At 69.3% G+C, this 25,310-nt stretch carries 34 protein-coding genes; 4 read left to right on the top strand and 30 right to left on the bottom strand.

Annotated elements, in window-relative coordinates; genetic code table 11:
• Window positions 1-85 precede the first annotated feature (85 nt).
• From ACI1MP_RS22785 to ACI1MP_RS22640, 30 genes are all read right to left on the bottom strand, one after another.
• Window positions 86-745 carry an adenylate kinase gene (locus ACI1MP_RS22785; protein ID WP_043914561.1) on the bottom strand — a complete coding sequence of 220 codons (660 nt, stop codon included), beginning with the start codon at window positions 743-745 and terminating at the stop codon, window positions 86-88.
• Complete coding sequence (gene secY, locus ACI1MP_RS22780; RefSeq protein WP_043914563.1) at window positions 745-2,052, bottom strand: preprotein translocase subunit SecY; 1,308 nt, start codon at window positions 2,050-2,052, stop codon at window positions 745-747. Before secY ends, ACI1MP_RS22785 begins: the two co-directional genes overlap by 1 nt.
• 272 nt (window positions 2,053-2,324) lie before the next feature.
• Window positions 2,325-2,780 carry a 50S ribosomal protein L15 gene (rplO, locus tag ACI1MP_RS22775; RefSeq protein ID WP_043914565.1) on the bottom strand — a complete coding sequence of 152 codons (456 nt, stop codon included), beginning with the start codon at window positions 2,778-2,780 and terminating at the stop codon, window positions 2,325-2,327.
• Window position 2,781: 1 nt separating this feature from the next.
• Window positions 2,782-2,964 (bottom strand): 50S ribosomal protein L30, encoded by a 183-nt coding sequence (gene rpmD / locus ACI1MP_RS22770; RefSeq protein WP_014136270.1) that lies wholly within the window; start codon window positions 2,962-2,964, stop codon window positions 2,782-2,784.
• A complete protein-coding gene (gene rpsE / locus ACI1MP_RS22765; RefSeq protein WP_043914567.1) occupies window positions 2,964-3,584 on the bottom strand; it encodes a 30S ribosomal protein S5 in 621 nt (206 codons plus the stop codon). Before rpsE ends, rpmD begins: the two co-directional genes overlap by 1 nt.
• Window positions 3,585-3,632: 48 nt before the next feature.
• Window positions 3,633-4,016 carry a 50S ribosomal protein L18 gene (gene rplR, locus ACI1MP_RS22760; RefSeq protein ID WP_035863513.1) on the bottom strand — a complete coding sequence of 128 codons (384 nt, stop codon included), beginning with the start codon at window positions 4,014-4,016 and terminating at the stop codon, window positions 3,633-3,635.
• 3 nt (window positions 4,017-4,019) lie between these two features.
• Window positions 4,020-4,559, bottom strand: coding sequence for a 50S ribosomal protein L6 (rplF, locus tag ACI1MP_RS22755; RefSeq protein ID WP_100587179.1), 540 nt, complete (start codon window positions 4,557-4,559; stop codon window positions 4,020-4,022).
• A gap of 22 nt (window positions 4,560-4,581) precedes the next feature.
• A complete protein-coding gene (gene rpsH / locus ACI1MP_RS22750) occupies window positions 4,582-4,989 on the bottom strand; it encodes a 30S ribosomal protein S8 (protein WP_043914570.1) in 408 nt (135 codons plus the stop codon).
• 265 nt (window positions 4,990-5,254) lie between these two features.
• The gene (locus ACI1MP_RS22745) at window positions 5,255-5,440 is read right to left on the bottom strand and encodes a type Z 30S ribosomal protein S14 (protein WP_008747480.1); all 186 of its coding nucleotides are present in this window, start codon (window positions 5,438-5,440) and stop codon (window positions 5,255-5,257) included.
• Between the two features lie 3 nt (window positions 5,441-5,443).
• Window positions 5,444-6,013, bottom strand: a complete 570-nt coding sequence (gene rplE, locus ACI1MP_RS22740; protein ID WP_073807936.1) for a 50S ribosomal protein L5 — start codon at window positions 6,011-6,013, stop codon at window positions 5,444-5,446.
• On the bottom strand, window positions 6,013-6,324 hold the full coding sequence (gene rplX, locus ACI1MP_RS22735; protein WP_035872243.1) for a 50S ribosomal protein L24: 312 nt from the start codon (window positions 6,322-6,324) through the stop codon (window positions 6,013-6,015). The genes rplE and rplX overlap by 1 nt, the downstream gene beginning before the upstream one ends.
• A 15-nt stretch (window positions 6,325-6,339) precedes the next feature.
• Window positions 6,340-6,711 carry a 50S ribosomal protein L14 gene (gene rplN / locus ACI1MP_RS22730; RefSeq protein ID WP_030300391.1) on the bottom strand — a complete coding sequence of 124 codons (372 nt, stop codon included), beginning with the start codon at window positions 6,709-6,711 and terminating at the stop codon, window positions 6,340-6,342.
• Window positions 6,712-6,813: 102 nt separating this feature from the next.
• On the bottom strand, window positions 6,814-7,086 hold the full coding sequence (gene rpsQ, locus ACI1MP_RS22725) for a 30S ribosomal protein S17 (RefSeq protein ID WP_014136278.1): 273 nt from the start codon (window positions 7,084-7,086) through the stop codon (window positions 6,814-6,816).
• Window positions 7,086-7,310, bottom strand: coding sequence for a 50S ribosomal protein L29 (gene rpmC, locus ACI1MP_RS22720; protein WP_014136279.1), 225 nt, complete (start codon window positions 7,308-7,310; stop codon window positions 7,086-7,088). The genes rpsQ and rpmC overlap by 1 nt, the downstream gene beginning before the upstream one ends.
• Window positions 7,310-7,729, bottom strand: a complete 420-nt coding sequence (gene rplP / locus ACI1MP_RS22715) for a 50S ribosomal protein L16 (protein ID WP_030457415.1) — start codon at window positions 7,727-7,729, stop codon at window positions 7,310-7,312. The genes rpmC and rplP overlap by 1 nt, the downstream gene beginning before the upstream one ends.
• Window positions 7,730-7,734: 5 nt before the next feature.
• Window positions 7,735-8,577 (bottom strand): 30S ribosomal protein S3, encoded by an 843-nt coding sequence (gene rpsC / locus ACI1MP_RS22710; RefSeq protein WP_100587178.1) that lies wholly within the window; start codon window positions 8,575-8,577, stop codon window positions 7,735-7,737.
• Window positions 8,577-8,924, bottom strand: a complete 348-nt coding sequence (gene rplV / locus ACI1MP_RS22705) for a 50S ribosomal protein L22 (protein ID WP_014136282.1) — start codon at window positions 8,922-8,924, stop codon at window positions 8,577-8,579. The genes rpsC and rplV overlap by 1 nt, the downstream gene beginning before the upstream one ends.
• Before the next feature lie 59 nt (window positions 8,925-8,983).
• A complete protein-coding gene (gene rpsS, locus ACI1MP_RS22700) occupies window positions 8,984-9,265 on the bottom strand; it encodes a 30S ribosomal protein S19 (protein ID WP_043914586.1) in 282 nt (93 codons plus the stop codon).
• An 11-nt stretch (window positions 9,266-9,276) separates the two neighbouring features.
• Window positions 9,277-10,113, bottom strand: coding sequence for a 50S ribosomal protein L2 (rplB, locus tag ACI1MP_RS22695; protein ID WP_043914588.1), 837 nt, complete (start codon window positions 10,111-10,113; stop codon window positions 9,277-9,279).
• Window positions 10,114-10,157: 44 nt separating this feature from the next.
• Window positions 10,158-10,475, bottom strand: a complete 318-nt coding sequence (gene rplW, locus ACI1MP_RS22690) for a 50S ribosomal protein L23 (RefSeq protein WP_043914590.1) — start codon at window positions 10,473-10,475, stop codon at window positions 10,158-10,160.
• Window positions 10,475-11,152: a 50S ribosomal protein L4 gene (gene rplD / locus ACI1MP_RS22685; RefSeq protein WP_100587176.1), complete on the bottom strand. Its 678-nt coding sequence runs from the start codon at window positions 11,150-11,152 to the stop codon at window positions 10,475-10,477. Before rplD ends, rplW begins: the two co-directional genes overlap by 1 nt.
• Window positions 11,153-11,157: 5 nt before the next feature.
• On the bottom strand, window positions 11,158-11,805 hold the full coding sequence (rplC, locus tag ACI1MP_RS22680) for a 50S ribosomal protein L3 (RefSeq protein WP_100587175.1): 648 nt from the start codon (window positions 11,803-11,805) through the stop codon (window positions 11,158-11,160).
• Window positions 11,806-11,819: 14 nt separating this feature from the next.
• Window positions 11,820-12,128 carry a 30S ribosomal protein S10 gene (rpsJ, locus tag ACI1MP_RS22675; protein ID WP_012785157.1) on the bottom strand — a complete coding sequence of 103 codons (309 nt, stop codon included), beginning with the start codon at window positions 12,126-12,128 and terminating at the stop codon, window positions 11,820-11,822.
• A 394-nt stretch (window positions 12,129-12,522) separates the two neighbouring features.
• Window positions 12,523-13,233 carry a hypothetical protein gene (locus tag ACI1MP_RS22670; protein WP_404869365.1) on the bottom strand — a complete coding sequence of 237 codons (711 nt, stop codon included), beginning with the start codon at window positions 13,231-13,233 and terminating at the stop codon, window positions 12,523-12,525.
• Complete coding sequence (locus ACI1MP_RS22665) at window positions 13,230-13,733, bottom strand: SigE family RNA polymerase sigma factor (RefSeq protein WP_380334488.1); 504 nt, start codon at window positions 13,731-13,733, stop codon at window positions 13,230-13,232. Before ACI1MP_RS22665 ends, ACI1MP_RS22670 begins: the two co-directional genes overlap by 4 nt.
• Before the next feature lie 177 nt (window positions 13,734-13,910).
• Complete coding sequence (gene tuf / locus ACI1MP_RS22660; protein WP_030457430.1) at window positions 13,911-15,104, bottom strand: elongation factor Tu; 1,194 nt, start codon at window positions 15,102-15,104, stop codon at window positions 13,911-13,913.
• Window positions 15,105-15,305: 201 nt separating this feature from the next.
• Window positions 15,306-17,411 (bottom strand): elongation factor G, encoded by a 2,106-nt coding sequence (gene fusA, locus ACI1MP_RS22655; protein WP_100587172.1) that lies wholly within the window; start codon window positions 17,409-17,411, stop codon window positions 15,306-15,308.
• A 39-nt stretch (window positions 17,412-17,450) separates the two neighbouring features.
• Window positions 17,451-17,921 carry a 30S ribosomal protein S7 gene (rpsG, locus tag ACI1MP_RS22650; protein ID WP_030457432.1) on the bottom strand — a complete coding sequence of 157 codons (471 nt, stop codon included), beginning with the start codon at window positions 17,919-17,921 and terminating at the stop codon, window positions 17,451-17,453.
• A gap of 2 nt (window positions 17,922-17,923) precedes the next feature.
• The gene (gene rpsL / locus ACI1MP_RS22645) at window positions 17,924-18,295 is read right to left on the bottom strand and encodes a 30S ribosomal protein S12 (RefSeq protein ID WP_014144289.1); all 372 of its coding nucleotides are present in this window, start codon (window positions 18,293-18,295) and stop codon (window positions 17,924-17,926) included.
• Window positions 18,296-18,613: 318 nt separating this feature from the next.
• Complete coding sequence (locus ACI1MP_RS22640) at window positions 18,614-19,171, bottom strand: DUF1707 and DUF4190 domain-containing protein (RefSeq protein ID WP_308431015.1); 558 nt, start codon at window positions 19,169-19,171, stop codon at window positions 18,614-18,616.
• A gap of 230 nt (window positions 19,172-19,401) precedes the next feature.
• Between ACI1MP_RS22640 and ACI1MP_RS22635 the strand changes: the two genes are divergently transcribed.
• The 4 genes from ACI1MP_RS22635 to ACI1MP_RS22620 all read left to right on the top strand — a co-directional run bounded on the left by ACI1MP_RS22635 (window position 19,402) and on the right by ACI1MP_RS22620 (window position 25,310).
• The gene (locus ACI1MP_RS22635) at window positions 19,402-20,181 is read left to right on the top strand and encodes an ABC transporter ATP-binding protein (protein ID WP_404869364.1); all 780 of its coding nucleotides are present in this window, start codon (window positions 19,402-19,404) and stop codon (window positions 20,179-20,181) included.
• Window positions 20,178-21,818 carry a transporter gene (locus ACI1MP_RS22630; RefSeq protein WP_404869363.1) on the top strand — a complete coding sequence of 547 codons (1,641 nt, stop codon included), beginning with the start codon at window positions 20,178-20,180 and terminating at the stop codon, window positions 21,816-21,818. The genes ACI1MP_RS22635 and ACI1MP_RS22630 overlap by 4 nt, the downstream gene beginning before the upstream one ends.
• Window positions 21,819-21,900: 82 nt before the next feature.
• Entirely contained in the window at window positions 21,901-23,925 is a 2,025-nt protein-coding gene (locus ACI1MP_RS22625; protein WP_404869362.1) for a serine/threonine-protein kinase, read from the top strand.
• Window positions 23,926-24,011: 86 nt separating this feature from the next.
• Window positions 24,012-25,310: a DUF2786 domain-containing protein gene (locus ACI1MP_RS22620; RefSeq protein ID WP_380334478.1), complete on the top strand. Its 1,299-nt coding sequence runs from the start codon at window positions 24,012-24,014 to the stop codon at window positions 25,308-25,310.

Genomic DNA, 25,310 nt, shown 5'->3' with positions numbered 1-25,310 from the left:
GATGTCGGACTGCCTACCACCGTACGACGCCGAGACGGCCGGGCCGCCCGCTTCGGGGCTACCCGGCCGTCTCGATGCCTTGGGGTCAGGCGTTCTTCTTCTGCTCCAGGGCGGCGACCGCGCGCTCGGTCACCTCGTCCACCTTGCCGAGGGCGGGGATGGTGACGAGCAGGCCCTGCTCCTGGTAGTAGCCGATGATCGGCTCCGTCTTGGAGTGGTACTCCTCCAGCCGGACCCGGACGGCTTCCTCGGTGTCGTCCGAGCGCTGGTACAGCTCGCCGCCGCACTCGTCGCAGACGCCCTCGGTCTTCGGCGGGTTGTACACCACGTGGAACACGTGGGCGCCGTTCTTGCGGCACAGCCGGCGACCGGCGATCCGCTTGACGACCTCGTCCTCGGAGACCTCAAGGTCCAGCACGCCGTCCAGCGCGATGCCCTGCTCGGTCAGGAAGGCGTCCAGCGCCTCGGCCTGACCCAGGTTGCGCGGGAAGCCGTCCAGCAGGAAGCCGTTGGCGGCGTCCTCCTGGAGCATGCGGTCCTTGGCCATCCCGATGGTGACCTCGTCCGGCACCAGGCGCCCGGCGTCCATGTAGGACTTCGCCTCGACGCCCAGCGGGGTGCCCTGGCTGATGTTGGCACGGAAGAGGTCACCGGTGGAGATGTGGGGAATGGACAGGGTCTTGGCCAGAACGTGCGCCTGAGTACCCTTCCCGGCCCCGGGGGGTCCGACGAGGACGATTCGCATCAGCGGAGGAACCCTTCGTAATTGCGCTGCTGGAGCTGGCTCTCGATCTGCTTCACAGTTTCGAGTCCGACGCCGACGACGATGAGCACGGAGGTGCCGCCGAACGGGAAGTTGGTCTGCTGCCCGAAGGCGACGAGGGCGACCATCGGGATCAACGCGATCAGGCCCAGGTACAGCGAACCCGGCCACGTGATGCGGGTGAGCACGTAGTTCAGGTACTCGGCCGTCGGTCGGCCGGCCCGGATGCCCGGGATGAACCCACCATACTTCTTCATATTGTCGGCAACTTCTTCGGGGTTGAAGGAGATGGCGACGTAGAAGAACGCGAAGAACACGATCAGCACGAAGTAGGTGGCCATGTAGATCGGGTGGTCACCCTTGATGAAGTGGTTCTTGATCCAGATCGCCCAGCCCGCCTGCGAGTTGGTCAACTGCACCACCAGCGCCGGGATGTACAGCAGCGAGGAGGCGAAGATGACCGGGATCACACCGGCCTGGTTGACCTTCAGCGGGATGTACGTCGAGGTGCCGCCGAACGACCGCCGACCGACCATCCGCTTCGCGTACTGCACCGGGATCCGGCGCTGGGCCTGCTCGACGAAGATGACCAGGCAGACCACGATGATGCCGACCAGGATGACGGCGGAGAACTCGCCCCAGCCGTCCAGCAGCTTGCCGGAACCCTTGATGGCCCACATCGAGCCGGGGAAGCCGGCCGCGATGGAGGTGAAGATCAGGATCGACATGCCGTTGCCGATGCCGCGGTCGGTGATCAGCTCACCCAGCCACATGATCACGGTGGTGCCGGCGGTCATGATGATGACCATGGTGGCGATCCGGAAGATCGACGTGTTCGGGACGATGTTCCCGCCCTGCGCGCAACCGGAGAACAGCGCGCCGCTGGACGCGGTCGCGAGGATGCCGGTGCCCTGCAGCACTGCGAGCGCGATGGTCAGGTAACGGGTGTACTGGGTGATCTTCGCCTGGCCGGACTGCCCCTCCTTCTTCAGGGCCTCCAGCCGCGGAATGACCACGGTGAGCAACTGCAGGATGATGCTGGCCGTGATGTACGGCATGATGCCGAGCGCGAAGATGGTCAGCTGTAGCAGCGCGTTTCCACTGAACAGGTTGACCAGCCCGAACAGACCTTCCTTCTGACCGCTCACGCACGCGTGCACGGCCTCGAAGTTGATCCCGGGCATCGGAACGTGTGCGCCCAGCCGGAACAGCACCATGATGCCCAGCGTGAACAGCAGCTTCTTGCGCAGGTCGGGCGTCTGGAACGCCCGCGCGAACGCACTGAGCACGGTGCCTCCTGCGCCTCCCGCGCGTCGTCGGCGGAAGGGTCGGTCCTGATGTGGGGAAAGGGAACTTCACGGACTCTAACAGTGCCCGGGTGCTCGACAGAAGCGCGCACTGCCGCTCCCCCACGCATGGGGTACGGCTTGCCCGGGTTTGACACACAAATCGAGCACAGGCGTTCAAGCGTGTCGGAGTCGGAAACGCAACCGGGCCCCGCCTCCTCTCTCTCAAGAGGAGTGCGGGGCCCGGTTTCTGTCCGTGCGTCAGATCAGCGACGTCACAGCAGCTCGGTGACCGAGCCGCCGGCGGCGGTGATCTTCTCGGTGGCGGAGCCGGAGACGGCGTCGACCGTCACCTGCAGCGCGACCGAGATCTCGCCCTGGCCGAGAACCTTGACGAGCTCGTTCTTGCGAACGGCGCCCTTGGCGACCAGGTCGGCAACGGTGACCTCGCCACCGTTCGGGTAGAGCTCGGCCAGGCGGTCCAGGTTCACGACCTGGAACTGCTTGTGGGCCGGGTTCTTGAAGCCCTTCAGCTTCGGGAGGCGCATGTGGAGGGGCATCTGGCCACCCTCGAAGCGCTCCGGAACCTGGTAACGGGCCTTGGTGCCCTTGGTACCACGACCTGCGGTCTTACCCTTGGAGCCCTCACCACGACCGACGCGGATCTTGTCGGTCTTGGCGCCGGGCGCCGGACGCAGGTTGTGGATCTTGATCGGCGAGTTGTCCGCCATTTCAGTCCACCTCCTCGACCGTGACGAGGTGACGAACGGTGTGGACCATGCCGCGGATCTCCGGGCGGTCCTCCTTCACCACGGTGTCGTTCAGCCGCTTCAGGCCGAGCGAACGCAGGGTGTCACGGTGGTTCTGCTTGCTACCGATGTACGACTTGGTCTGGGTGACCTTCAGGCGAGCCATCAGGCGCTCACCCCAGCCGCACGGGCCCGGAGCAGCGCGGCCGGGGCCACGTCCTCCAGGGGCAGGCCACGGCGGGCGGCGATCTCCTCGGGGCGCACGAGGCCCTTCAGAGCGGCCACGGTGGCGTGCACGATGTTGATCGCGTTGTCCGAGCCGAGCGACTTCGACAGGATGTCGTGGACGCCGGCGCACTCCAGGACGGCACGCACCGGGCCACCGGCGATAACACCGGTACCGGGGGACGCCGGCTTCAGCAGCACGACGCCGGCGGCCTTCTCACCCTGGATGGGGTGCGGGATGGTGCCCTGGATACGGGGGACCTTGAAGAAGTTCTTCTTGGCCTCCTCAACGCCCTTGGCGATGGCGGCCGGAACCTCCTTCGCCTTGCCGTAACCGACACCCACGGTGCCGTCACCGTCGCCCACCACGACCAGCGCGGTGAAGCTGAAACGACGACCACCCTTGACAACCTTGGCAACACGGTTGATCGCGACGACGCGCTCGACGTAAGCAGTCTTCTCGGCGACCGGGGCGCCGCCCCGCTCGTCACGCTTACGGTCGCGCCGCTCGCCACCCGTGCCGCGACCGGCGCCGCCTTCGCGGCGCTGGGGTCCAGCCATTGGAATTACCTCTCTCGTTTACGTCCGCCGACAGAGTCGACGAGCGGCTTAGAAGTCGAGCCCGGCCTCGCGAGCCGCGTCCGCCAGAGCGGCGATGCGGCCGGCGTACCGGTTGCCCGCGCGGTCGAAGACGACCGACTCGACGCCGGCAGCCTTGGCGCGCTCGGCGACCAGGCTTCCGACCTTCTTGGCCAGCTCGGTCTTGTCGCCCTCGGTGCCCTTGATGGACACGTCGAGGGTGGACGCCGACGCCAGGGTGTGACCCTTGGCGTCGTCGATGACCTGGGCGACCATGTGGCGGTTCGAACGCGTCACGACGAGGCGCGGACGCACCTCGGTGCCGACGACGCGCTTGCGAACGCGAATGGCGCGGCGCTTGCGGGCGGCGTTCTTGTAGGCGTTGCCCTTGCCGATCTTGACAGAGACGCTCATCGCTTACTTACCACTCTTTCCGACCTTGCGGCGGATGACCTCGCCCGCGTACTTGACGCCCTTGGCCTTGTACGGGTCGGGCTTGCGCAGCTTGCGGATCTTCGCGGCGACCTCGCCGACCTTCTGCTTGTCGGTGCCGTCCACGTGGAACTTGGTGGGCGAGTCGACGACGAAGGAGATGCCCTCCGGGGCCTCGACCAGGATCGGGTGGCTGTAGCCCAGCGCGAACTCCATGTTGGAGCCCTTCGCCGTGACTCGGTAGCCGACACCGCTGATCTCCAGCGACTTGCGGTAGCCCGCGGTCACGCCGGTGATCATGTTCGCCACCAGCGTGCGCGACAGGCCGTGCAGGGCCTTCGACTGACGCTCGTCGTTCGGGCGGGTGACGACCAGAGAGCCGTCCTCGCCCTTGCCGATTTCGATCGGCGCGGCGACGACGTGGGTGAGGGTGCCCTTGGGGCCCTTCACCGTGACCGTCTGGCCGTCGATGGTGACGTCCACACCAGCGGGAACCTGGATGGGCAGCCGTCCAATGCGCGACATTGCTGTACCTCCGTTTCCCGAATTACCAGACGTAGGCGAGAACTTCTCCGCCTACGCCCTTCTTGGCAGCCTGCTTGTCGGTCAGGAGGCCGGAGGACGTGGAGATGATCGCCACGCCCAGGCCGCCGAGCACCTTCGGCAGGTTGGTGGACTTTGCGTAAACACGCAGACCCGGCTTGCTGATGCGCTTGATGCCGGCGATGGAGCGCTCACGGTTCGGACCGAACTTGAGCTCGATGGTCAGCTTCTTGCCGACCTCGTTCTCGGTGGGGTCCTCAACCTTGTAGGAGGAGATGTAACCCTCCTGCTGCAGGATCTCGGCGACGTGCGCCTTGATCTTGCTCGACGGCATCACGACGGAGTCGTGGTACGCCGAGTTGGCGTTACGCAGACGAGTGAGCATGTCTGCGATCGGGTCGGTCATGGTCATGGTGGCCTCAGGCCTCTCTCGCCGTGGTTTCTCCGCACCAGGTCCCCCTCCGCGCACTCGCGAAAGAGTGCGAAAGGGGCACAAGCGCAGGGGACCTACGACGTAGTAAGACTGGGTTGCGCGAGCCCTCCTCGGAGAGCCGCAGACTGCCCGGACAGGGCGCTGCGGCAGGGGCCCGACCCCACAACCTTACGGGATCCGCTTCCGGAACCCAAAAGCCGGGGTCGGGCACACTGCTTCGCTGGTCAGAACAGCTGGTAAGTGATTACCAGGAGCTCTTGGTCACGCCCGGCAGCTCGCCGCGGTGCGCCATCTCACGGAGGCACACACGGCACAGGCCGAACTTGCGGTACACCGAGTGCGGACGGCCGCAGCGCTGGCACCGGGTGTACGCCCGGACGCCGAACTTCGGCTTGCGCTCGGACTTAGCGATCAGGGCCTTCTTCGCCATGGCTCACGCCTCCTTGAACGGGAAGCCCAGAGCGCGCAGCAGCGCCCGGCCCTCATCGTCGGTCTGAGCGGTGGTCACGACGGTGATGTCCATACCGCGCTGACGGTCGACCTTGTCCTGGTCGATCTCGTGGAACATGACCTGCTCGGTCAGACCGAAGGTGTAGTTGCCACGGCCGTCGAACTGCTTCGGGGAGAGGCCGCGGAAGTCACGGATACGCGGCAGAGCCAGCGACACCAGACGGTCCACGAACTCCCACATGCGGTCACCACGGAGGGTGACGTGGGCACCGATCGGCTGACCCTCGCGCAGCTTGAACTGCGCGATGGACTTGCGGGCCTTGGTGACGGCCGGCTTCTGACCGGTGATCGCGGTCAGGTCCTTGATGGCACCCTCGATCAGCTTGCTGTCACGGGCAGCCTCGCCGACACCCATGTTGACCACGACCTTGACCAGGCCGGGGATCAGCATGACGTTCTCGTACGAGAACTCCTCGTGCAGCTGGCCCTTGACCTCGGAGAGGTACTTCTCCTTGAGGCGGGGGGCCACCTTCTCAACAGTCGTCTCAGACATCAGATGTCCTCACCCGTCCGCTTGGCAACGCGGATCTTGTTGCCCTGGTCGTCGAAGCGGTAGCCGACGCGGGTAACGACCTTCTTGCCGTCCTTCTCCACGACCAGCTGGACGTTGGAGACGTGCACCGGGGCCTCGACGGTCACGATGCCACCCTGGGTACCGGGACCCGGCTTGGTGTGCTTCTTGACCCGGTTGACACCCTCGACCAGGACCTTGTTGTCAGCCGGCATGGCCTGAATGACCTTGCCCTGCTTGCCCTTGTCCTTGCCGGTGATGACCTGGACCAGGTCACCCTTCTTGATCTTCATGCTGTTCGCCATGGGTTAGAGCACCTCCGGCGCCAGCGAGATGATCTTCATGAACTTCTTGTCGCGCAGCTCGCGGCCCACCGGGCCGAAGATGCGGGTACCGCGGGGGTCGCCATCGGTGTTCTTGAGAACGACAGCGGCGTTCTCGTCGAAACGGATGTACGAGCCGTCCGGACGGCGGCGCTCCTTGACGGTGCGAACGACGACGCACTTCACGACGTCGCCCTTCTTCACCGAACCGCCGGGGATCGCGTCCTTGACGGTGGCGACGATGACGTCGCCGATACCGGCGTAGCGGCGACCGGAGCCACCGAGAACGCGGATGCAGAGAATTTCCTTCGCACCCGTGTTGTCGGCGACGCGCAGTCGCGACTCCTGCTGGATCACAGCATTCTCCTGATCGTCAACAAGTGTTGACGGGCCGGCCGCTGCTCACACCCGCGCCCCTGGGGGCCTGGTGCACATACGGCCGTACCGCGAACAACCTTGTTACTTGGCCTTCTCGAGGATCTCGACGACGCGCCAGCGCTTCGTCGCGGACAGCGGCCGGGTCTCCATCAGGAGGACACGGTCGCCGACACCGCACGCGTTCTGCTCGTCGTGCGCCTTCAGCTTGTTGGTACGGCGGATGACCTTGCCGTACAGCGCGTGCTTGACGCGGTCCTCGACGGCGACGACGACGGTCTTGTCCATCTTGTCGCTGACGACGAGACCCTCACGGGTCTTGCGGAAGCCGCGCGTCTCGTTGGTGTTCTCAGTCATCAGGCGTTCTCCACCGTCTCGATGCCCAGCTCGCGCTCGCGCATCAGGGTGTAGATCCGCGCGATGTCCTTACGGACCAGCCGGAGCCGTCCGTGGTTGTCGAGCTGCCCGGTCGCCGCCTGGAAGCGGAGGTTGAACAGCTCCTCCTTGGCCTCACGGAGCTTGGCAACGAGGCCCTCGTTGTCCAGCTCGCGAAGCTCAGCAGCCTTGGTAGCGGCCGACATCAGCTCTCACCGTCCTCGCGCCGAACGATCCGGCACTTCATCGGAAGCTTGTGCGCGGCGCGCGTGAGCGCCTCGCGGGCAATCTTCTCGTTCGGGTACGACAGTTCGAACATGACCCGACCCGGGTGCACGTTCGCGATCCACCACTCCGGCGAACCCTTACCGGAACCCATGCGGGTTTCGGCCGGCTTCTTGGTGAGCGGGCGGTCCGGGTAGATGTTGATCCAGACCTTGCCGCCACGACGGATGTGACGGGTGATCGCGATACGAGCGGACTCGATCTGACGGTTCGTCACGTAGGCCGGGGTCACGGCCTGGATGCCGAACTGGCCGAACGCCAGCTCGGTGCCACCCTTGGCAGCGCCGCGGCGCTTCGGGTGGTGCTGCTTGCGGTGCTTGACCCGACGGGGGATCAGCATGAGGGTCAGGCCTCCGTTCCGGTGTTCTCAGCGGCGGCCGGAGCCTCCACCGCGGCAGCCGGGGCCTGGGCCTCGGAAGCAGCGGCGGCGGGACGACGGCCGCGGCCACCGCGCTCGCCACCACGGCCACCGCGCTCGCCACCGCGGGCGGGACGACCGCCCTCGGGACGGGCCGGGCGGTTGCCGGAGCGGGCAGCGGCGTTCTCAGCGCGGACCTCGGCGATGTTCTTGACGTCGCCCTTGTAGATCCAGACCTTCACGCCGATGCGGCCGAAGGTGGTCTTGGCCTCGAAGAAGCCGTAGTCGACGTTCGCGCGCAGGGTGTGCAGCGGCACACGGCCCTCGCGGTAGAACTCCGAACGGCTCATCTCGGCGCCGCCGAGACGACCGGAGCACTGGACCTTGATGCCCTTGGCGCCGGCCTTCATGGTCGACTGCATGCTCTTACGCATGGCGCGACGGAAGGAGACGCGGGAGGACAGCTGCTCCGCGACGCCCTGCGCAACGAGCTGGGCGTCCATCTCGGGGTTGCGGACCTCGAGGATGTTCAGCTGGACCTGCTTGCCGGTCAGCTTCTCCAGCTTGCCGCGGATCTTGTCGGCCTCCGTGCCACGGCGGCCGATCACGATGCCCGGGCGGGCGGTGTGGATGTCCACGCGGACCCGGTCACGGGTGCGCTCGATCTCAACCTTCGAGATGCCGGCGCGCTCCATGCCCTGCGTCATGAGACGCCGGATGGCGACGTCTTCCTTGACGTAGTCCTTGTACAGCTTGTCGGCGTACCAGCGGGACTTGAAGTCCGTGCTGATGCCGAGGCGGAACCCGTGCGGGTTAACCTTCTGGCCCATTACCGGGTCCCTTCCTTGCTGCTGACGACCACGGTGATGTGGCTGGTCCGCTTGCGGATCCGGTAGGCACGGCCCTGGGCGCGCGGACGGAACCGCTTCAGGGTCGGACCCTCGTCAACGTACGCCTCGGAGATGTAGAGGTCGTCCACGTTGGAGTGGTTGTAGTTGTGCGCGGCGTTGGCGATGGCGCTGTTCAGCACCTTGCCGACCGGCACAGTGGCAGCCTGCGGAGCGAAACGCAGGACCGCCTGGGCCTCCGTGGCCGGCAGGCCACGGATGAGGTCCACCACGCGGCGGGCCTTCATGGGCGTGACGCGGATGTACCGCGCCTGGGCCCTGGCTTCCATGGTTGTCCCCTTAATGGAGTAAGTCACTTTGTCGTTCTGGCGCTACAGCTCGGAAGCGATTAGCGACGCTTCGACTTGCGGTCTTCCTTCACGTGCCCCTTGAAGGTGCGCGTGGGAGCGAACTCGCCGAGCTTGTGGCCGACCATCGACTCGGTGACGAACACCGGGACGTGCTTGCGGCCATCGTGAACCGCGATCGTGTGGCCGAGCATGGCCGGGGAGATCACGGAACGACGGGACCAGGTCTTGATGACGTTCTGCGTGCCCGCCTCGTTCTGCACGTCCACCTTCTTCTGAAGGTGGCCGTCGATGAAGGGGCCCTTCTTGAGACTGCGCGGCATCTGACCTGCTCCTAGCGCTTCTTGTTGGTCTTGCGGCGGCGCACGATGAGCTTGTCCGACGCCTTGTTCGGGCGACGGGTGCGGCCCTCGGGCTTGCCCCACGGCGAGACCGGGTGGCGACCACCGGAGGTCTTACCCTCACCACCACCGTGCGGGTGGTCGATCGGGTTCATGGCCACACCACGCACGGTCGGGCGGACGCCCTTCCAGCGCATACGGCCGGCCTTGCCCCAGTTGATGTTCGACTGCTCGGCGTTGCCGACCTCGCCGACGGTCGCGCGGCAGCGCGCGTCCACCAGGCGGATCTCACCGGAGGGCATGCGCAGGTGCGCCATGCGACCCTCACGGGCGAGCAGCTGAATGCCGGAACCCGCGGAACGGGCCAGCTTGGCGCCACCGCCGGGACGGAGCTCCACCGCGTGGATGGTGGTACCGACCGGGATGTTGCGGAGCGGCAGGTTGTTGCCCGGCTTGATGTCGGCGCCAGCGCCGTTCTCGATCCGGTCACCCTGCGCAACGCCACGGGGGGCGATGATGTAGCGCTTCTCGCCGTCCGCGTAGTGCAGGAGCGCGATGCGCGCGGTGCGGTTGGGGTCGTACTCGATGTGAGCGACCTTGGCCGGCACGCCGTCCTTGTCGTGACGACGGAAGTCGATCAGACGGTAGGCGCGCTTGTGACCGCCACCCTGGTGGCGAGCAGTGACACGACCGGCGTTGTTACGGCCGCCCTTGCTGTGCAGCGGGCGAACCAGCGACTTCTCCGGCGTGGACCGCGTGATTTCGACGAAGTCGGCCACGCTGGAGCCACGACGGCCCGGCGTAGTCGGCTTGTACTTGCGGATACCCATTTCTGTCCTCGTCCTTTACGACGATCGCAGCCTCTGACGAAAAGTCAGGAGACCGGACCACCGAAGATGTCGATGCGGTTGCCCTCGGCCAGCGTCACGATCGCGCGCTTGGTGTCCTTGCGCTTGCCGAAACCGGTGCGGGAGCGCTTGCGCTTGCCCTGGCGGTTCAGCGTGTTCACGGCCTCGACCTTGACCGAGAAGACCGACTCGACGGCCTGCTTGATCTGGGTCTTGTTGGCACCCGGCGCCACGACGAACGTGTACTTGTTCTCGTCGAGGAGCGAGTAGCTCTTCTCCGAGATGACCGGCTTGATCAGGACGTCACGGGGGTCCGTGAACGTCTTGGAGGTGATCTCGCTCATCAGGCGGCAGTCCCTTCGAGCTCGCCCTCAGCAGCAACGGCCTTGGCGGACGCGGCCGGACCGGCCACGAAACGCTCGAAGGCGGCCTGGGTGAAGACCACATCGTCGGAGACGAGCACGTCGTAGGTGTTCAGCTGGCCGGCGTCCAGGATGTGCACGTTCGCCAGGTTGCGAGCGGACAGGATGCCCAGCTCGTCCTCGCGCTCGACCACCAGGAGGAGGTTCTTGCGCTCGGAGATCTTGCCGAACAGGGCCTTGGCGGCCTTGGTCGACGGCGCCTCGGTCGCGGTCACGCCGGTCACGACGTGGATGCGCTCGTGACGGGCCCGGTCGGTGAGCGCGCTGCGCAGGGCGGCGGCGATCATCTTCTTCGGGGTCCGCTGCGAGTAGTCACGCGGCACGGGACCGTGCACGACGCCACCACCGGCGAACTGCGGCGCGCGGGTCGAACCCTGGCGGGCGCGACCGGTGCCCTTCTGGCGGTACGGCTTCCTGCCGCCACCACGGACCTCGCCACGACGCTTGACCTTGTGAGTGCCCTGACGGGCCGCAGCGAGCTGCGCCACGACGACCTGGTGCATCAGCGGAACGCTGACCTTGGCGTCGAAGATCTCGGCGGGCAGCTCGAGGCTGCCGGCCTTGTCGCCGGCCGGCGACAGAATGTCAATGGTGCTCATATCCTTCACAGCCCCTTCGCCGCGGTGCGGACGAGGACGAGGCCGCCGTTCGGACCCGGGATCGCGCCCTTGATGAGCAGCAGACCCTTCTCCGCGTCGACCGCGTGCACGGTCAGGTTCTGGGTGGTCACGCGCTCGTGGCCCATCCGACCCGCCATGCGCATGCCCTTGAACACACGGCCCGGGGTGGCGCAGCCACCGATGGAGCCGGGCGAGCGGTGCTTGCGCTGGGTGCCGTGACCGGCGCCGAGGCCCTTGAAGTTGTGACGCTTCATGACACCGGCGAAGCCCTTGCCCTTGGAGGTGCCGGTCACGTCGACCTTGACACCCGCCTCGAACAGCTCAGCGGTGATCTCCTGGCCCAGGGTGTACTCGGACGCGTCCGAGGTACGCAGCTCGACCAGGTGGCGGCGCGGGGTGACACCGGCCTTGGCGAAGTGGCCCTGGAGGGGCTTGTTCACCTTGCGGGGGTCGATCTCGCCGAAGCCGATCTGGACGGCGTCGTAGCCGGCCGGGCTGTCGGCGGTGTGGACCTGGGTCACGACATTGGGCCCAGCCTTGACGACGGTCACCGGGACAACCCGGTTGTTCTCGTCCCAGACCTGGGTCATGCCGAGCTTCTCGCCCAGGATGCCCTTCATCTGCTTAGCCATCTTCGGTGCGCCTCTCAGAGCTTGATCTCGATGTCGACGCCCGCCGGCAGGTCGAGACGCATCAGCGAGTCAACCGTCTTCGGCGTGGGGTCGAGGATGTCGATCAGACGCTTGTGAGTGCGCATCTCGAAGTGCTCGCGCGAGTCCTTGTACTTGTGCGGCGAGCGGATGACGCAGTAAACGTTCTTCTCAGTGGGCAGCGGCACCGGGCCCGCGACCTGCGCACCAGTGCGGATCACCGTCTCGACGATCTTCTTCGCCGAGGAGTCGATGACCTCGTGGTCGTAGGCCTTGAGCCGGATGCGGATCTTCTGTCCCGCCATGGCTACTCCGTAGTCCTTTGTGTCGTACGTCGCTACTCGACCCCCTCCGACCCCCGCGCTCGGGCGTGTCGCACTCGCGCTTGCAAAAAACCGGCGAACAAATCCGTCGGTTTCGAACTGCTGGGGGAGGTGAGCCGGGCCGATACCCCGCATACGCTTCCCGGAAGATTCCCGTACTTTCGCCCCGCAGCTGCCGCGGTGTCGCTTACACACCACTGCACCCACACACAGCACGTGGGCACATGAACGGCCATTCACGGGAACGACGAGTACATGGGACTCGCTTCCAGTCCTCCCGACGGGAGGCGCGCAGCATCGGTACTCAACCGAGCAACTCAGACATCCTGCCACAACGCGGGCCCGCGACGCCAATCAGTGGATCCTGCGACGCTCCTCACACCCCGCCGCCGCCGACCGGCACCAGCTCGGGCCGCCGTACCAGGTCACGCAGCTGTTCGGCGGTCAGCGGCGGCGCGTCCATCGCCGGGCCGGGCGCCCGGGTCCCGAGGTAGCCGCTGATCGCGTCCACGAACAGCGCCCGCCCGCCCGGCAGCAGCAGGACCGCGTCGACGCTCCTCCCCCAGGCCAGCTCGACCCGGCCCTCGGGGTCCGGCCGCTGGTCGACCGTCAGCTCGTCCCGCCGCAGCGCCGCCTGGAGCGTGCAGGAGCGCGCGGCGACGGTGGGCAGTTCGGGCGTGCAGCTCAGCGACGGGGAACCGGCGAGGCCGGTCTCGATCCGGATCACCCCGAGCCGGCCGTCCCGGCGGAGCCAGTAGACGCCGTCCAGCGGACCGCCGTGGTCGGCTCCCGGCCCGAGCACCGGGGCGGCCCGCTCGACCGTGCCGAGGCCGGCCGGCAGCAGCGCCTGCAGCCGCTGCGCCTGCTGCCGCTCCGGCCGGTCCGCGGCGCTCGGCCGGTCCGGCGGGCTCCAGCCCGAGGCGATCGCCCCGACGGCCAGCAGGCCGACCGCCGCCAGGCCCAGCCCGGTGCGGCGGCGACGGCGGATCCGGGCGGCGCGGGCGAACAGCGGCCGGTCGTCCGCGCCGGCGGGCGGCTCTGCCAGGGCGTGCTCCAGGAGCTGTCGGATCTGCGCGTGCCCGGTCATGGCCGGTCCCCCTGCAACTGGTCGATGTCCTGCGGGACGAGGGCGCGCAGCGCGGCCAGGCCGCGGGCCGAGTGGCTGCGGACGGTGCTCTCCGGCATGCCGAGCAGTTCCGCGGTGGCCGCGACGTCGAGGTCCTCCCAGTAGCGGAGCACCACCACCGCCCGCTGCTTGGGCCGGAGCCCGGCCAGGGCGGCCCGCACCGCGACGCCGAGCTCGGGCTCGGGGTGCGCCGCGGCGGGCTCGGGCAGCTCGCCGTAGGCCTGCTCGCGCCGCCAGAACCGGCGGCGGGCGGCGATGAAGGTGTTCAGCAGCGTCCGCCGGGCGTAGGCGTCGAGGTTGTCGATCCGCCGCAGCCGGCGCCGGCCGAGGATCACCTTGACCAGCGTCGCCTGGACCAGGTCGTCGGCCTCGTCGCGGTCGCCGCACAGCAGGTAGGCGCTGCGGAACAACGCCGTCCGGCGGGCGGCGACGAACTCGTGCAGCACCTGGTCGGGATCCACCGGCGCCGTTCCCCCCTCCCGGACCGCCCCGGCGGGGCGGCTCCACCCCTTCCAGTGCGTCGGGCCGCCGCCCGCGTTGCACCCGCGCGGGAGAAAAAGCGAGCGGGCCCGCTCCCCCGAAGGGAAGCGGGCCCGCTGCGTGAGCCTGTCCTGCGACAGACCGGGTCAGAGCGTCAATTACTTGACGATCTTGGTGACCTGGCCGGCGCCGACGGTGCGGCCACCCTCACGGATGGCGAACTTCAGGCCCTCCTCCATGGCGACGGGCTGGATCAGCGCGACGGTCATGGCGGTGTTGTCGCCCGGCATGACCATCTCGGTGCCCTCGGGGAGGGTCACGACGCCGGTCACGTCCGTGGTACGGAAGTAGAACTGCGGGCGGTAGTTGTTGAAGAACGGGGTGTGACGGCCACCCTCGTCCTTCGACAGGATGTAGGCCTGGGCCTCGAAGTCGGTGTGCGGGGTGACCGAACCCGGCTTGATGATGACCTGGCCGCGCTCGACGTCCTCGCGCTTGATGCCACGGAGCAGCAGACCGACGTTCTCACCGGCCTGGCCCTCGTCGAGCAGCTTGCGGAACATCTCGATACCGGTGACCGTGGTGGTGGTCTTGGTGGTCTTGATGCCGATGATGTCGACGGTCTCGTTGACCTTGAGGATGCCACGCTCGATACGACCGGTGACGACGGTGCCACGACCGGTGATCGTGAAGACGTCCTCGATCGGCATCAGGAACGGCTGGTCGGTGAGGCGAGCCGGGGTCGGGATGGCCTCGTCGACCGCGTGCATCAGGCCGAGGAGCTTCTCGCCCCACTCCTTGTCGCCCTCCAGCGCCTTCAGCGCGGAGACGCGGACGACCGGCAGGTCGTCGCCCGGGAACTCGTACTCGGAGAGGAGCTCACGGACCTCGAGCTCGACGAGCTCCAGGATCTCCTCGTCGTCCACCATGTCGGCCTTGTTCAGGGCGACGACGATGTAGGGGACGCCGACCTGGCGGGCCAGGAGGACGTGCTCCTTGGTCTGCGGCATCGGGCCGTCGGTGGCGGCGACGACGAGGATCGCACCGTCCATCTGGGCCGCACCGGTGATCATGTTCTTGATGTAGTCCGCGTGACCCGGGCAGTCGACGTGGGCGTAGTGACGCGCCTCGGTCTGGTACTCGACGTGCGCGATGGAGATGGTGATACCGCGCTGACGCTCCTCCGGCGCCTTGTCGATCTGGTCGAACGGCGTGAAGGGGTTGATGTCCGGGTACGCGTCGTGCAGCACCTTGGTGATGGCCGCGGTCAGCGTGGTCTTACCGTGGTCGATGTGACCAATGGTGCCGATGTTGACGTGGGGCTTCGTCCGCTCGAACTTCGCCTTCGCCACTGCAGTCCTCCTGAGGACAGTTCTGTACGCCGTACGACGTCAGTTGGTCTGGATCGGGTTATTGGTACGGGGCGCTGGTTGCGCCCCATGCCGTCCCGCGGGTGGGGGTGCCGGAGGGCTCCCGGGCGGAGCCCGGACGGGTGACGTCCGGGTGCCCTCCTTCTAGCCTAAAGGGTCTGATTCATCCCGATTACCGGGACGTCACTCGCCCTTGGCCTTGGCGATGATGTCGTCCGCCACGTTCCGCGGAACCTCGGCGTACGAGTCGAACTGCATCGAGTAGCTTGCGCGACCAGAGGTCTTGCTGCGCAGGTCACCGACGTAGCCGAACATCTCGGACAGCGGCACCAGCGCCTTGACGACGCGGGCGCCGTGACGCTCCTCCATGGCCCGGATCTGGCCACGGCGGGAGTTGATGTCGCCGATCACGTCGCCCATGTAGTCCTCGGGGGTGGTGACCTCGACGGCCATCATCGGCTCGAGCAGAGCCGGCGACGCCTTCTTGGCACCTTCCTTGAACGCCATGGAACCGGCGATCTTGAACGCGAGCTCGGACGAGTCGACGTCGTGCGACGCACCGTCGAGCAGGCTCACGCGAACGCCCTGGAGCGGGTAGCCGGCGAGCACGCCGAACTCCATGGCCTCCTGGCAACCGGCGTCGACCGAGGGGATGTACTCCCGCGGGACGCGGCCACCGGTGACCTTGTTGACGAACTCGTAGCCCTCGCCGGACTCGAGCGGCTCGATCGCGATCTGGATCTTCGCGAACTGGCCGGAGCCACCGGTCTGCTTCTTGTGCGTGTAGTCGATGCGCTCGACGGCCTTGCGGATCGTCTCGCGGTACGCGACCTGCGGCTTGCCGACGTTGGCCTCGACCTTGAACTCACGGCGCATACGGTCGACCAGCACCTCGAGGTGCAGCTCGCCCATACCCGCGATGATGGTCTGGCCGGTCTCTTCGTCCGTGTTGACCTGGAAGGACGGGTCCTCCTCGGCCAGGCGCTGGATGGCGACACCCAGCTTCTCCTGGTCGCCCTTGGACTTGGGCTCGATCGCGACGCGGATGACCGGGGCCGGGAAGTCCATGGACTCCAGGATGACCGGCTGCTTCTCGTCGGACAGCGTCTCACCGGTGGTGGTCTGCTTCAGGCCCATGACGGCGATGATGTCGCCGGCGCCCACCGAGTCGATCTCCTCACGCTTGTTCGCGTGCATGCGGTAGATCTTGCCGATGCGCTCCTTCTTGCCCTTGACGGAGTTCAGCACCGAGGTGCCGGACTCCAGGCGGCCGGAGTACACGCGGACGAAGGTGAGCTTGCCCAGGTGCGGGTCAGACATGATCTTGAACGCGAGGGCGGCGAGCGGCTCGTCGTCAGAGGCCTGACGGACGATCTTCTCCTCGTCGTTGCCCGGCTTCGTACCCTCGATGCCCTCGATGTCGAGCGGCGACGGCAGGTACTTCACGACCGCGTCGAGCAGGGGCTGGACGCCCTTGTTCTTGAACGCGGAGCCGCAGAAGATCGGGGTGAAGGACGAGTCCAGGGTGCCCTTGCGGATCGCGGCGATCAGCAGCTCCTCGGGGATGTCCTCGCCCTCCAGGGCGAGCTCCATCACCTCGTCGCTGATGTTCGACACGGTGTCGATCAGGGCCTCGCGGTACTCCGCCGCCTGCTCGGCCAGGTCGGCCGGGATCTCGACGGTGTCGTACATCTCGCCCTTGGGGGCGTCGGCCGAGTAGACCAGGGCCTTCATCTTCACCAGGTCGACGACACCGGTGAAGTCGGCCTCGGCGCCGATCGGCAGCTGCATGACCAGCGGGGTGGCGCCGAGGCGGTCCACGATGGTCTGCACGCAGAAGAAGAAGTTGGCGCCCGTGCGGTCCAGCTTGTTGATGAAGCAGATGCGCGGGACGCCGTAGCGGTCAGCCTGCCGCCACACGGTCTCGGACTGGGGCTCGACACCGGCGACGCCGTCGAACACCGTCACGCCACCGTCGAGGACGCGCAGCGAGCGCTCCACCTCGACGGTGAAGTCGACGTGGCCCGGGGTGTCGATGATGTTGATCGTGTTCTCGACACCGTCGAGGGTCCAGTGGCAGGTCGTCGCGGCCGACGTGATGGTGATGCCGCGCTCCTGCTCCTGCTCCATCCAGTCCATGGTGGCAGCGCCATCGTGGACCTCACCGATCTTGTACGAGACACCGGTGTAGAACAGGATCCGCTCGGTGGTGGTGGTCTTGCCCGCGTCGATGTGCGCCATGATCCCGATGTTGCGGACCTTGGCGAGGTCAAGGGAGGTTGCAGCCATGGTGGCTCGTTCTCTCTCTGTCTAGTGACGGGGTTCGGACTACCAGCGGTAGTGCGCGAAGGCCTTGTTGGACTCGGCCATCTTGTGGGTGTCCTCGCGACGCTTCACGGAAGCGCCCAGACCGTTGCTGGCGTCGAGGATCTCGTTGAGCAGACGCTCGGTCATGGTCTTCTCGCGACGGGCGCGGGAGTAACCGACCAGCCAGCGCAGCGCCAGGGTGTTGGCGCGGCCCGGGCGGACCTCGACCGGCACCTGGTAGGTGGCGCCACCGACGCGGCGGGACTTGACCTCAAGGGTCGGCTTGACGTTCTCCAGCGCGCGCTTCAGCGCGACGACCGGGTCGGCGCCGGTCTTCTCACGGACACCCTCGAGGGCGCCGTAGACGATCCGCTCGGCGGTGGAGCGCTTGCCGTGCAGCAGGATCTTGTTGACCAGCGAGGTCACCAGCGGGGAGCCGTAAACCGGGTCGATGATGACCGGGCGCTTCGGGGCGGGGCCCTTACGAGGCATTCTTACTTCTCCTTCTTGGCGCCGTAGCGGCTGCGAGCCTGCTTGCGGTTCTTGACACCCTGGGTGTCGAGGGAGCCGCGGATGATCTTGTAGCGGACACCAGGAAGGTCCTTCACACGGCCACCGCGGACCAGCACGATGGAGTGTTCCTGCAGGTTGTGGCCCTCGCCCGGGATGTAAGCGGTGACCTCGATCCCGCTGGTGAGGCGCACACGGGCGACCTTACGGAGAGCCGAGTTCGGCTTCTTCGGGGTGGTCGTGTACACACGCGTGCAGACGCCGCGACGCTGGGGCGAACCCTTCAGTGCGGGCGTCTTGTTCTTCTCGACCTTGTCCTGCCGGCCCTTTCGGACCAGCTGCTGGATCGTAGGCACCGTTTCTCCGTTTTCTGTGTGCCAAGGCTTGGTGAAACTAACCTGCGGTGTGGCCCCCACTCTCCGACCCACGCGGTCGGGCGTGTTGGGCCTTCTTCGGGGGAAGAATCACGGAATCCCGAGCTGAGCTGCGGCTACGACACAGGCCGGGCGGGTGGAGTCTCCGCCACGGCGGCCGATCTGCTGGCACGCACAAGGACCCGGGCACACCCCAGGCACAAGGTCAGAGCGTACCTAGCGCACAGGCGGCGGTCAAAACAAATGGGGCGCGCCGGGGCGTCCGCCGCCCGGGCCCGCGCCGACCTGCCGAAACCCGGCTCAGTGCGGCGAGCCGCTGCCGGCCGCCAGGACCACCAGGAGGAGGAACGCCACCCAACCGGCGAGTGAGAGCCAGCCGAACACCAGGCCGAAGATCGCCAGACCGTCGCCGTCCTCCCGGGTGCGGCGGATCTGCGAACGGGCGATGTGGCCGGTGATCACGGCGGGCACGCCGGTCAGGCCGAAGGTGAATAGGGTCAGGCCGCCGAGGATCGCCGAGGCCACCGCCAGGCCGTTGTTGCTCGGCGCGACGGGCAGCGGGGGCGGCTGCGGCAGGAAGGTCGCCGGGACGGCGGCGCCGAACGGGGCGACCACCGGTCCGGACGGCAGGTCGCCGACCAGGGAGGACAACTGGCCGTAGGTGGCGGCCTGGTGGGCGGAGGCCATCCGGTGCTCGTACTCGGCGGCGGTGAGCCGGCCCTCGGCGTAGGCGGCCTTCAGCACGTCCACGGTGCGCTCGCGGTCGGCGTGCGCGGCGCGCATCGCGGACTGCGGCGTCGTCGCCGGCTGCCAGGGCTGCTGCCCGTACGGCGCCGGTGTTCCCCACTGACCGGCCATCTCGGCCACCTCCCGTTCCCCGCACTGCGCGTGCGCTCCTCAGGATGCAGGACGAACGGGGCGTCCGGGTAGTTGCCGGGCTGCGGCGGGTGACGATCGGCCACCCGCCCCCAAGAGGCCAATACCGCCACATGGGGGATGGAAAGGTAAAGAAATGATCATAAGGTCGAGTGGCCCGGCCAGGACCGACAGGACCGACAGTGACCGACTCGACAAGGAGACCACCCGCCATGGAGGCGACCACCAAGCCGCCCGCCGTCTCGATCCGCGACCTGTGGAAGCGCTTCGGAGCGCAGACCGCCGTCGCCGGACTGAACCTCGACCTGCCCGCCGGTTCGTTCATCGGACTGGTCGGCCCGAACGGCGCCGGCAAGACCACCACGCTGTCGATGGTCACCGGCCTGCTCCGCCCCGACCAGGGCACCGTGCTGGTGCACGGGGCCGACGTCTGGCAGGACCCGGTCGCGGTCAAGTCCCGGATCGGCATCCTGCCCGAGGGCCTGCGGATGTTCGAGCGTCTCAGCGGGCGCGAACTGCTGCAGTACAACGGCCGGTTGCGCGGCCTGCCCGGCCCGGAGACCGACCGGCGCGCCGAGGAACTGCTCGCCGTGCTCGACCTGACCGGCTCCGCCGACAAGCTGGTCGCCGACTACTCCACCGGCATGCGCAAGAAGATCGGCCTGGCCGCGGCGCTGCTGCACAACCCCGACGTGCTGTTCCTGGACGAGCCGTTCGAGGGCGTCGACCCGGTGTCCGCGCAGACCATCCGCGGCGTGCTCACCCGGTACGCCGCCTCCGGCTCCACCGTGGTGTTCTCCAGCCACGTCATGGAACTCGTCGAGTCGCTGTGCGACTGGGTCGCCGTGGTCAACGCCGGCCGGGTGGTCGCCGCCGGGCCGCTCGACCAGGTGCGCGGCGAGACCTCGCTGCACCAGGCGTTCCTCGGGCTGGTCGGCGTCCGCGAGGACGACGGGCAGGCGCTCGGCTGGCTCGGTGGGGGCCACCGGTGAGCACCACGGCCGCTGCCGCAACCCCCGACGTGTCCGCCGCGGACGACCGGGCCGTCGTCCGAGCGCTGGTCTCGCTCAAGCTCCGGCTGCTGCGCAACGGGCTGCGGCGCAGCCCCGGACGGGCCGCCGGCTTCCTGGTCGGCACCAGCCTCGGCCTGCTGTTCGGCGTGTCCGCGGCCGTCGGCATGGTGGCGCTGCGCGGGCACGCGGGCGCCGCCGACGCCGCCGCGGTGCTGACCGCCGGACTGGCCGTCTCCTGGGCCGCCCTGCCGCTGTTCTTCTTCGCCGGCGACGAGAGCGCCGACCCGACCCGGCTCACCATGCTGCCGCTGCGCCCGCGGGCCCTGCTGCGCGGCACCCTGCTGGGCAGCCTGGTCGGCCCCGGCCCGCTGGTCGGCCTGCTGCTGCTGATCGGCGCCGCCGCGGCCGGCGGGCAGGGCGCGGCCTCCGCGGCCGTCGCGGTGCTCGCGGTGCCGCTCACCCTGCTGCTGCTGATCGCGCTGACCCGCTCGGTGGCCGCCGCCAACGCCCGGCTGCTGTCCAGCCGGCGCGGCAAGGACTTCGCGATCTTCGGCGGCCTGCTGTTCGCGCTGCTGATCCAGCTCGGCAACCTGGGCATGCAGAGCGGCTTCCAGGACCCCAAGGGCCTCGACCTGTCGGTGCTGCACCCGTACGCCGCGGTGGTGCGCTGGATCCCGCCGGTCTCCGCGATCGACGCGGTGCGCTCGGCCGGCGAGGGCGCCTACCTGGTCGCGGCGCTGCAACTCGCGCTCGCCGGCGGCCTGCTGGCCGTCCTGCTGCGCTGGTGGCTGCGCAGCCTGCAGGACCTGATGGTCTCCGGCGACGCCTCCACCCTGGTGGAGACCTCCTCGGTGCACTCCGGCAAGGGCTCCCGGTTCTGGCGGCTGCTGCCCGCCGGCCGGGCCGGCACGGTCGCCCAGCGGCACCTGCGCTACACCTGGCGCGAGCCCCGCGCGAAGGTCGCGCTCTTCACCGGCATCGGCATGACCTGCGTGATCGCGGCGCTGTCGGTGGTCCAGGGCTGGAGCTCGGTGTACGTGATCGCGATCGGCGCGCTGATGCTCGGTCTGCAGTCCGGCAACCTGTTCGGCATGGACGGCTCCGGGTTCTGGATGGTCGCCGCCACCCTGAGCACCCGTCGGGACGCCCGCGACGAGCTGCGCGGCCGGGTGTTCGCCGTCCTGCTGTCCGGCGTCGCCGTGCTGCTGCTGGTCGGACCGGTGCTCGCCGCCGTCACCGGCAAGTGGGCGGAACTCGCGCCCGCGCTCGGCCTGGCGCTCGCCGCGCTCGGCACCGGCGTCGGTCTGGGCTGCATGACCAGCGTGTACGCCCCGTACGCGGTGCCCGCCGACGGCAACCCGATGCGCAGCGCCGCGCCCGGGCAGAACGGCGTGGTGATGCTCAACGCCTTCGGCTCGATGTTCGGCGTCACGCTGGGCTGCGCACCGCTCGGCATCACGCTCGGCGTCCTGCTGATCTCCCACTCGCCGGTCTGGCCGGTGCTGCCGGCCGGTGTGCTGTACGGCGCGGGGATGGTCCTGCTGGGCGTCCGGATCGCGTCCGGCGGGCTGATCAAGCGGCTGCCGGAGATCCTCACCCGGGTGATCGAGCGCTGACGGACCCCCCGACCGGCCCCGGGCCCGCCGCTATCATGCGTGCGCGCCCGGGGCCGACCCGTGTGCACGGGGAGGACACACCATGGGGACGCCGATCGCCGCGGCGACGCACCTGACGCACTACGGCTGGACGGACAGTCCGTTCTGGAAGCAGACCGTGCTGCCGATGCTCGTGGTGCTGCTGGTGCTGCGGCTGGTCACCGTCGTCACCCTCGGCCGCAGCCAGCACGGCTACCGGGCCCGGCTGCTCAGCCGCGCCCGGCGGACCCAGATCCGCACCCTGCTGGCCGGGGACGCCTCCCGCCGCCAGTTCGAACTGCGGGCGCTGCGCACCGCGTACCCGCCCCGGCGGATCGCCGCCGCGGTGGAGCTCGTGCTGCCCGTGCTGGTGGGCGCCGGGCTCACCGTGCTGCTGTGGATCGCCGTGCACCGGCAGTTCCAGGGGGACGACGCCCTCGATCAGGAGGCCGTGCGCACCAGCCCGCCGTGGCTGGCGGCGCGCGGGCTGCTCGCGCTGTTCGGCGGCGAGGGCGGGCTCGGCGCGGCGCTGACCGGCCTGGTGCTGACCGCGCTGTGGCAGCTGCTGTGGGCCCGCACCCGGTTCCTGGTGCTGTGCACCCGGATGCCGTCCGGCACCTGGGAGCACTCCCGGCTGCGCCGCTACCTGGTGCCGGTGCTGGCCGCCCAGTTCCTGCTGATGCCGCTGGTGCTGCCGAACGGCACGCTGCTCGCGCTGGTGGTGTGGCAGCTGTGCTCGCTGTACGCCACCCGCCGCCTGAACCTGCTGCCGACGGCCCTCGCCGCCCCGCCGCTGACGGGCGTCGCCGCGTCCGCCGACGCGCCCGCCGGGGCGGTCCGGGACACCGTCGACACGCTCGGCGCGGCCGCCTCCGCCCGGTTGCAGTCGATCCGCGAGACCCGCGAGGCGCAGCGCACCCGCCGTGCCCGGGAGGCCGCCGCGCGGGCCGCCGCCGCACAGAACGAGGCGGCGGTCGCCGCCCGGGACGCCGAGACCGCCCGCGCGGTGCTCGCCGAGTCCGAGGCGCTGCGGGCCGCCCGGGACGCCGAACTCGCCGACGCGGCGGCCCGGTTCGCGGCTGAGCCCACGGTGGTCGGCACGCCGGCCGCGCCGACGGCGGTGGACGGCACGGTGCGCGACCCGGACGCGGTGGCGACGGTGCGCAGGCCGGACGGGCCGCCGAGCCCCGACGGCCTGCCGACGGTCGACGTCAAACCGCTGCCGGGCGGGGCGCCGACCGCGATCGGCGCGTACCGGCTGATCGGGCTGATCGGCTCCGGCGGGTTCGGCACCGTCTACCTGGCGCGCCGTCAGGGCTCGGCCACCCAGGTCGCCCTGAAGACCCTGCACGCCGACACCGAGCACGACGAGGAGCTGCACCGCCGGTTCGCGAACGAGGCGAAGGTGCTGGCCCAGGCGCCCGCCGCGCACACCGCCCGGGTGCTGGACACCGGCGTCGCCGACGGCACCCCGTTCATCGCCATGGAACTGCTCGACGGCCGCCCCCTGCAGGCCCTGCTGCGCGAGCGCGGCCCGCTGGCCGACCCGGCCGCGCTGCGCGCGCTCGCGGTGGCGCTGGCCGTCGCCCTGGACGCCCTGCACCGCGGCAGGCTGGTGCACCGCGACCTGAAGCCGTCCAACGTCATGATGACCAGCGACGGCCCCAAGCTGCTGGACTTCGGGATCTCGCTGATGGTCGACCACACCCGGCTGACCCGGACCGGCGGCATGGTCGGCACGCCCGTCTTCATGGCCCCGGAGCAGCTGGCCGAGGGCCCGGTCGGGCCGGCCGCCGACGTCTGGGCGTGGGCCTGCTGCCTGATCTGCGCGGCGCACGGCGACAGTCCGTTCGCCACCGCCAACCCGTACGCCGTCTACCACCGGATCGTCAACGAGGACCCCGACCCGGCGGCGGTCGCCGCCGTCCGCGCGCTCGACCCGGAGCTGGCCGACACCGTCGGGCGCGCCCTCGCCAAGGACCTCGCCGACCGCCCCGCCGACGGGGCCGCGCTGCTGGCGCTGCTCACCGCCGACGGCACCCCGGCGCAGCGGCAGATCGACCGCGGCTGGGAGGCCCTGGGCGGCTGACCGACCCGGCGGTCGGCGCGGTCCGGTCGCCTGCTCCGGCATCATGGGGAGCGCCCCTCCCCCGTGCCCCAGGAAGCAGGACCACCGTGACCAGCACCGATCAGCCCGTGGACGAGCTGCTGGCGGAGGCGGTGGGCCGGGTGGTCGGCGCGCCGGCCGACGGGCTGGAGTTCGTGGTGGACGGCGCGGCCTCGGCGCTGGCGGCGTCCGCGGACCGGTGGCCGCTGGTGAGCCGGGCGCTGCTGGGCTTCGCGGACCGGTCGGTGGGCCGGTGCTGGGCGGCGGGCTGGCGGCCGGCCGACCTGGTGCGGGTGGCGCGGCGCGAGCTCGGCCCGGTGCAGGTGGCGCTGGCGGTGGACCTGATCGCCGCGGAGGGCCGCCGGCATCCGGCCGCCGCGCTGGACCGGCGCTGGCAGGAGCAGCTGCGGGAGTTGGAGGCGGAGCCCTGGTGGGCGTCCGACGAGGCGTACCTGCAGGCGTTCGCGGACCGGCACCGGATGGACCGGTTCGCGCTGGCCACGGCGGCGCTGGAGCTGCTGCGGGTGTGGGCGCTGCTGCCTCCCGTGCAGCCGGTGGGCCCGGCGCCGGGGCAGTCCGCGCCGCGGGTGAGCGCGCCGCGCAGCGGGGAGCCGCGGATGCTGGGGCGGATCCGGGCGCTGCTGGCGAAGGCCGAGTCGACCGGTTTCCCGGACGAGGCGGAGGCGCTGACCGCGAAGGCCCAGGAGTTGATGGCGCGTCACTCGATCGACGAGGCGCTGCTGTCGGCGGGCGGGCCGTCGGCGGACCAGCCGGCGGCGCTGCGGATCGGCGTGGACAACCCGTACGAGGGCCCGAAGACGATGCTGCTGGACGCGGTGGCGGCGGCGAACCGGTGCCGGGTGGTGTGGGCGAAGGAGTTCGGGTTCTGCACGGTGATCGGCTTCGACGCCGACCTGGACTGCGTCGAGCTGCTGTACACCTCGCTGCTGGTGCAGGCGACGTCGGCGATGCAGCGGGCGGGCAGCCGCAAGCACAAGGACGGGGCGGCCCGGACGAAGGCGTTCCGGCAGTCGTTCCTGGTGGCGTACGCGGCGCGGATCCGGGAGCGGCTGGCGGACGCCACCGAGCGGGCCACCGAGGACGCGGCGGCCGGGCGACCGGCCGAGCCGGGCGAGCCGGGCGGCGTCGAGGACGGCGGCGGGGCGCTGCCGGTGCCGACCCCGGACGGCGGGCTGCTGCCGGTGCTGGCGGCCCGGGCCGAGGCCGTGGACGACGCGGTTGGCAGGATGTTCCCGAAGCTGGTGTCGCAGCGGGTGCGGGTGAGCGACGGCGAGGGCTGGGTCGAGGGCCGGGCCGCCGCCGACCGGGCCACGCTGCACCGGGGTTCGGGCCGGATCGAGCGCTGA

Source organism: Kitasatospora griseola (genome assembly GCF_044999035.1).
GTDB classification, from domain to species: Bacteria; Actinomycetota; Actinomycetes; order Streptomycetales; family Streptomycetaceae; genus Kitasatospora; species Kitasatospora griseola.
Note: the sequence above shows the minus strand (reverse complement) of the source record. Positions and strands in the feature narration are given on the sequence as shown.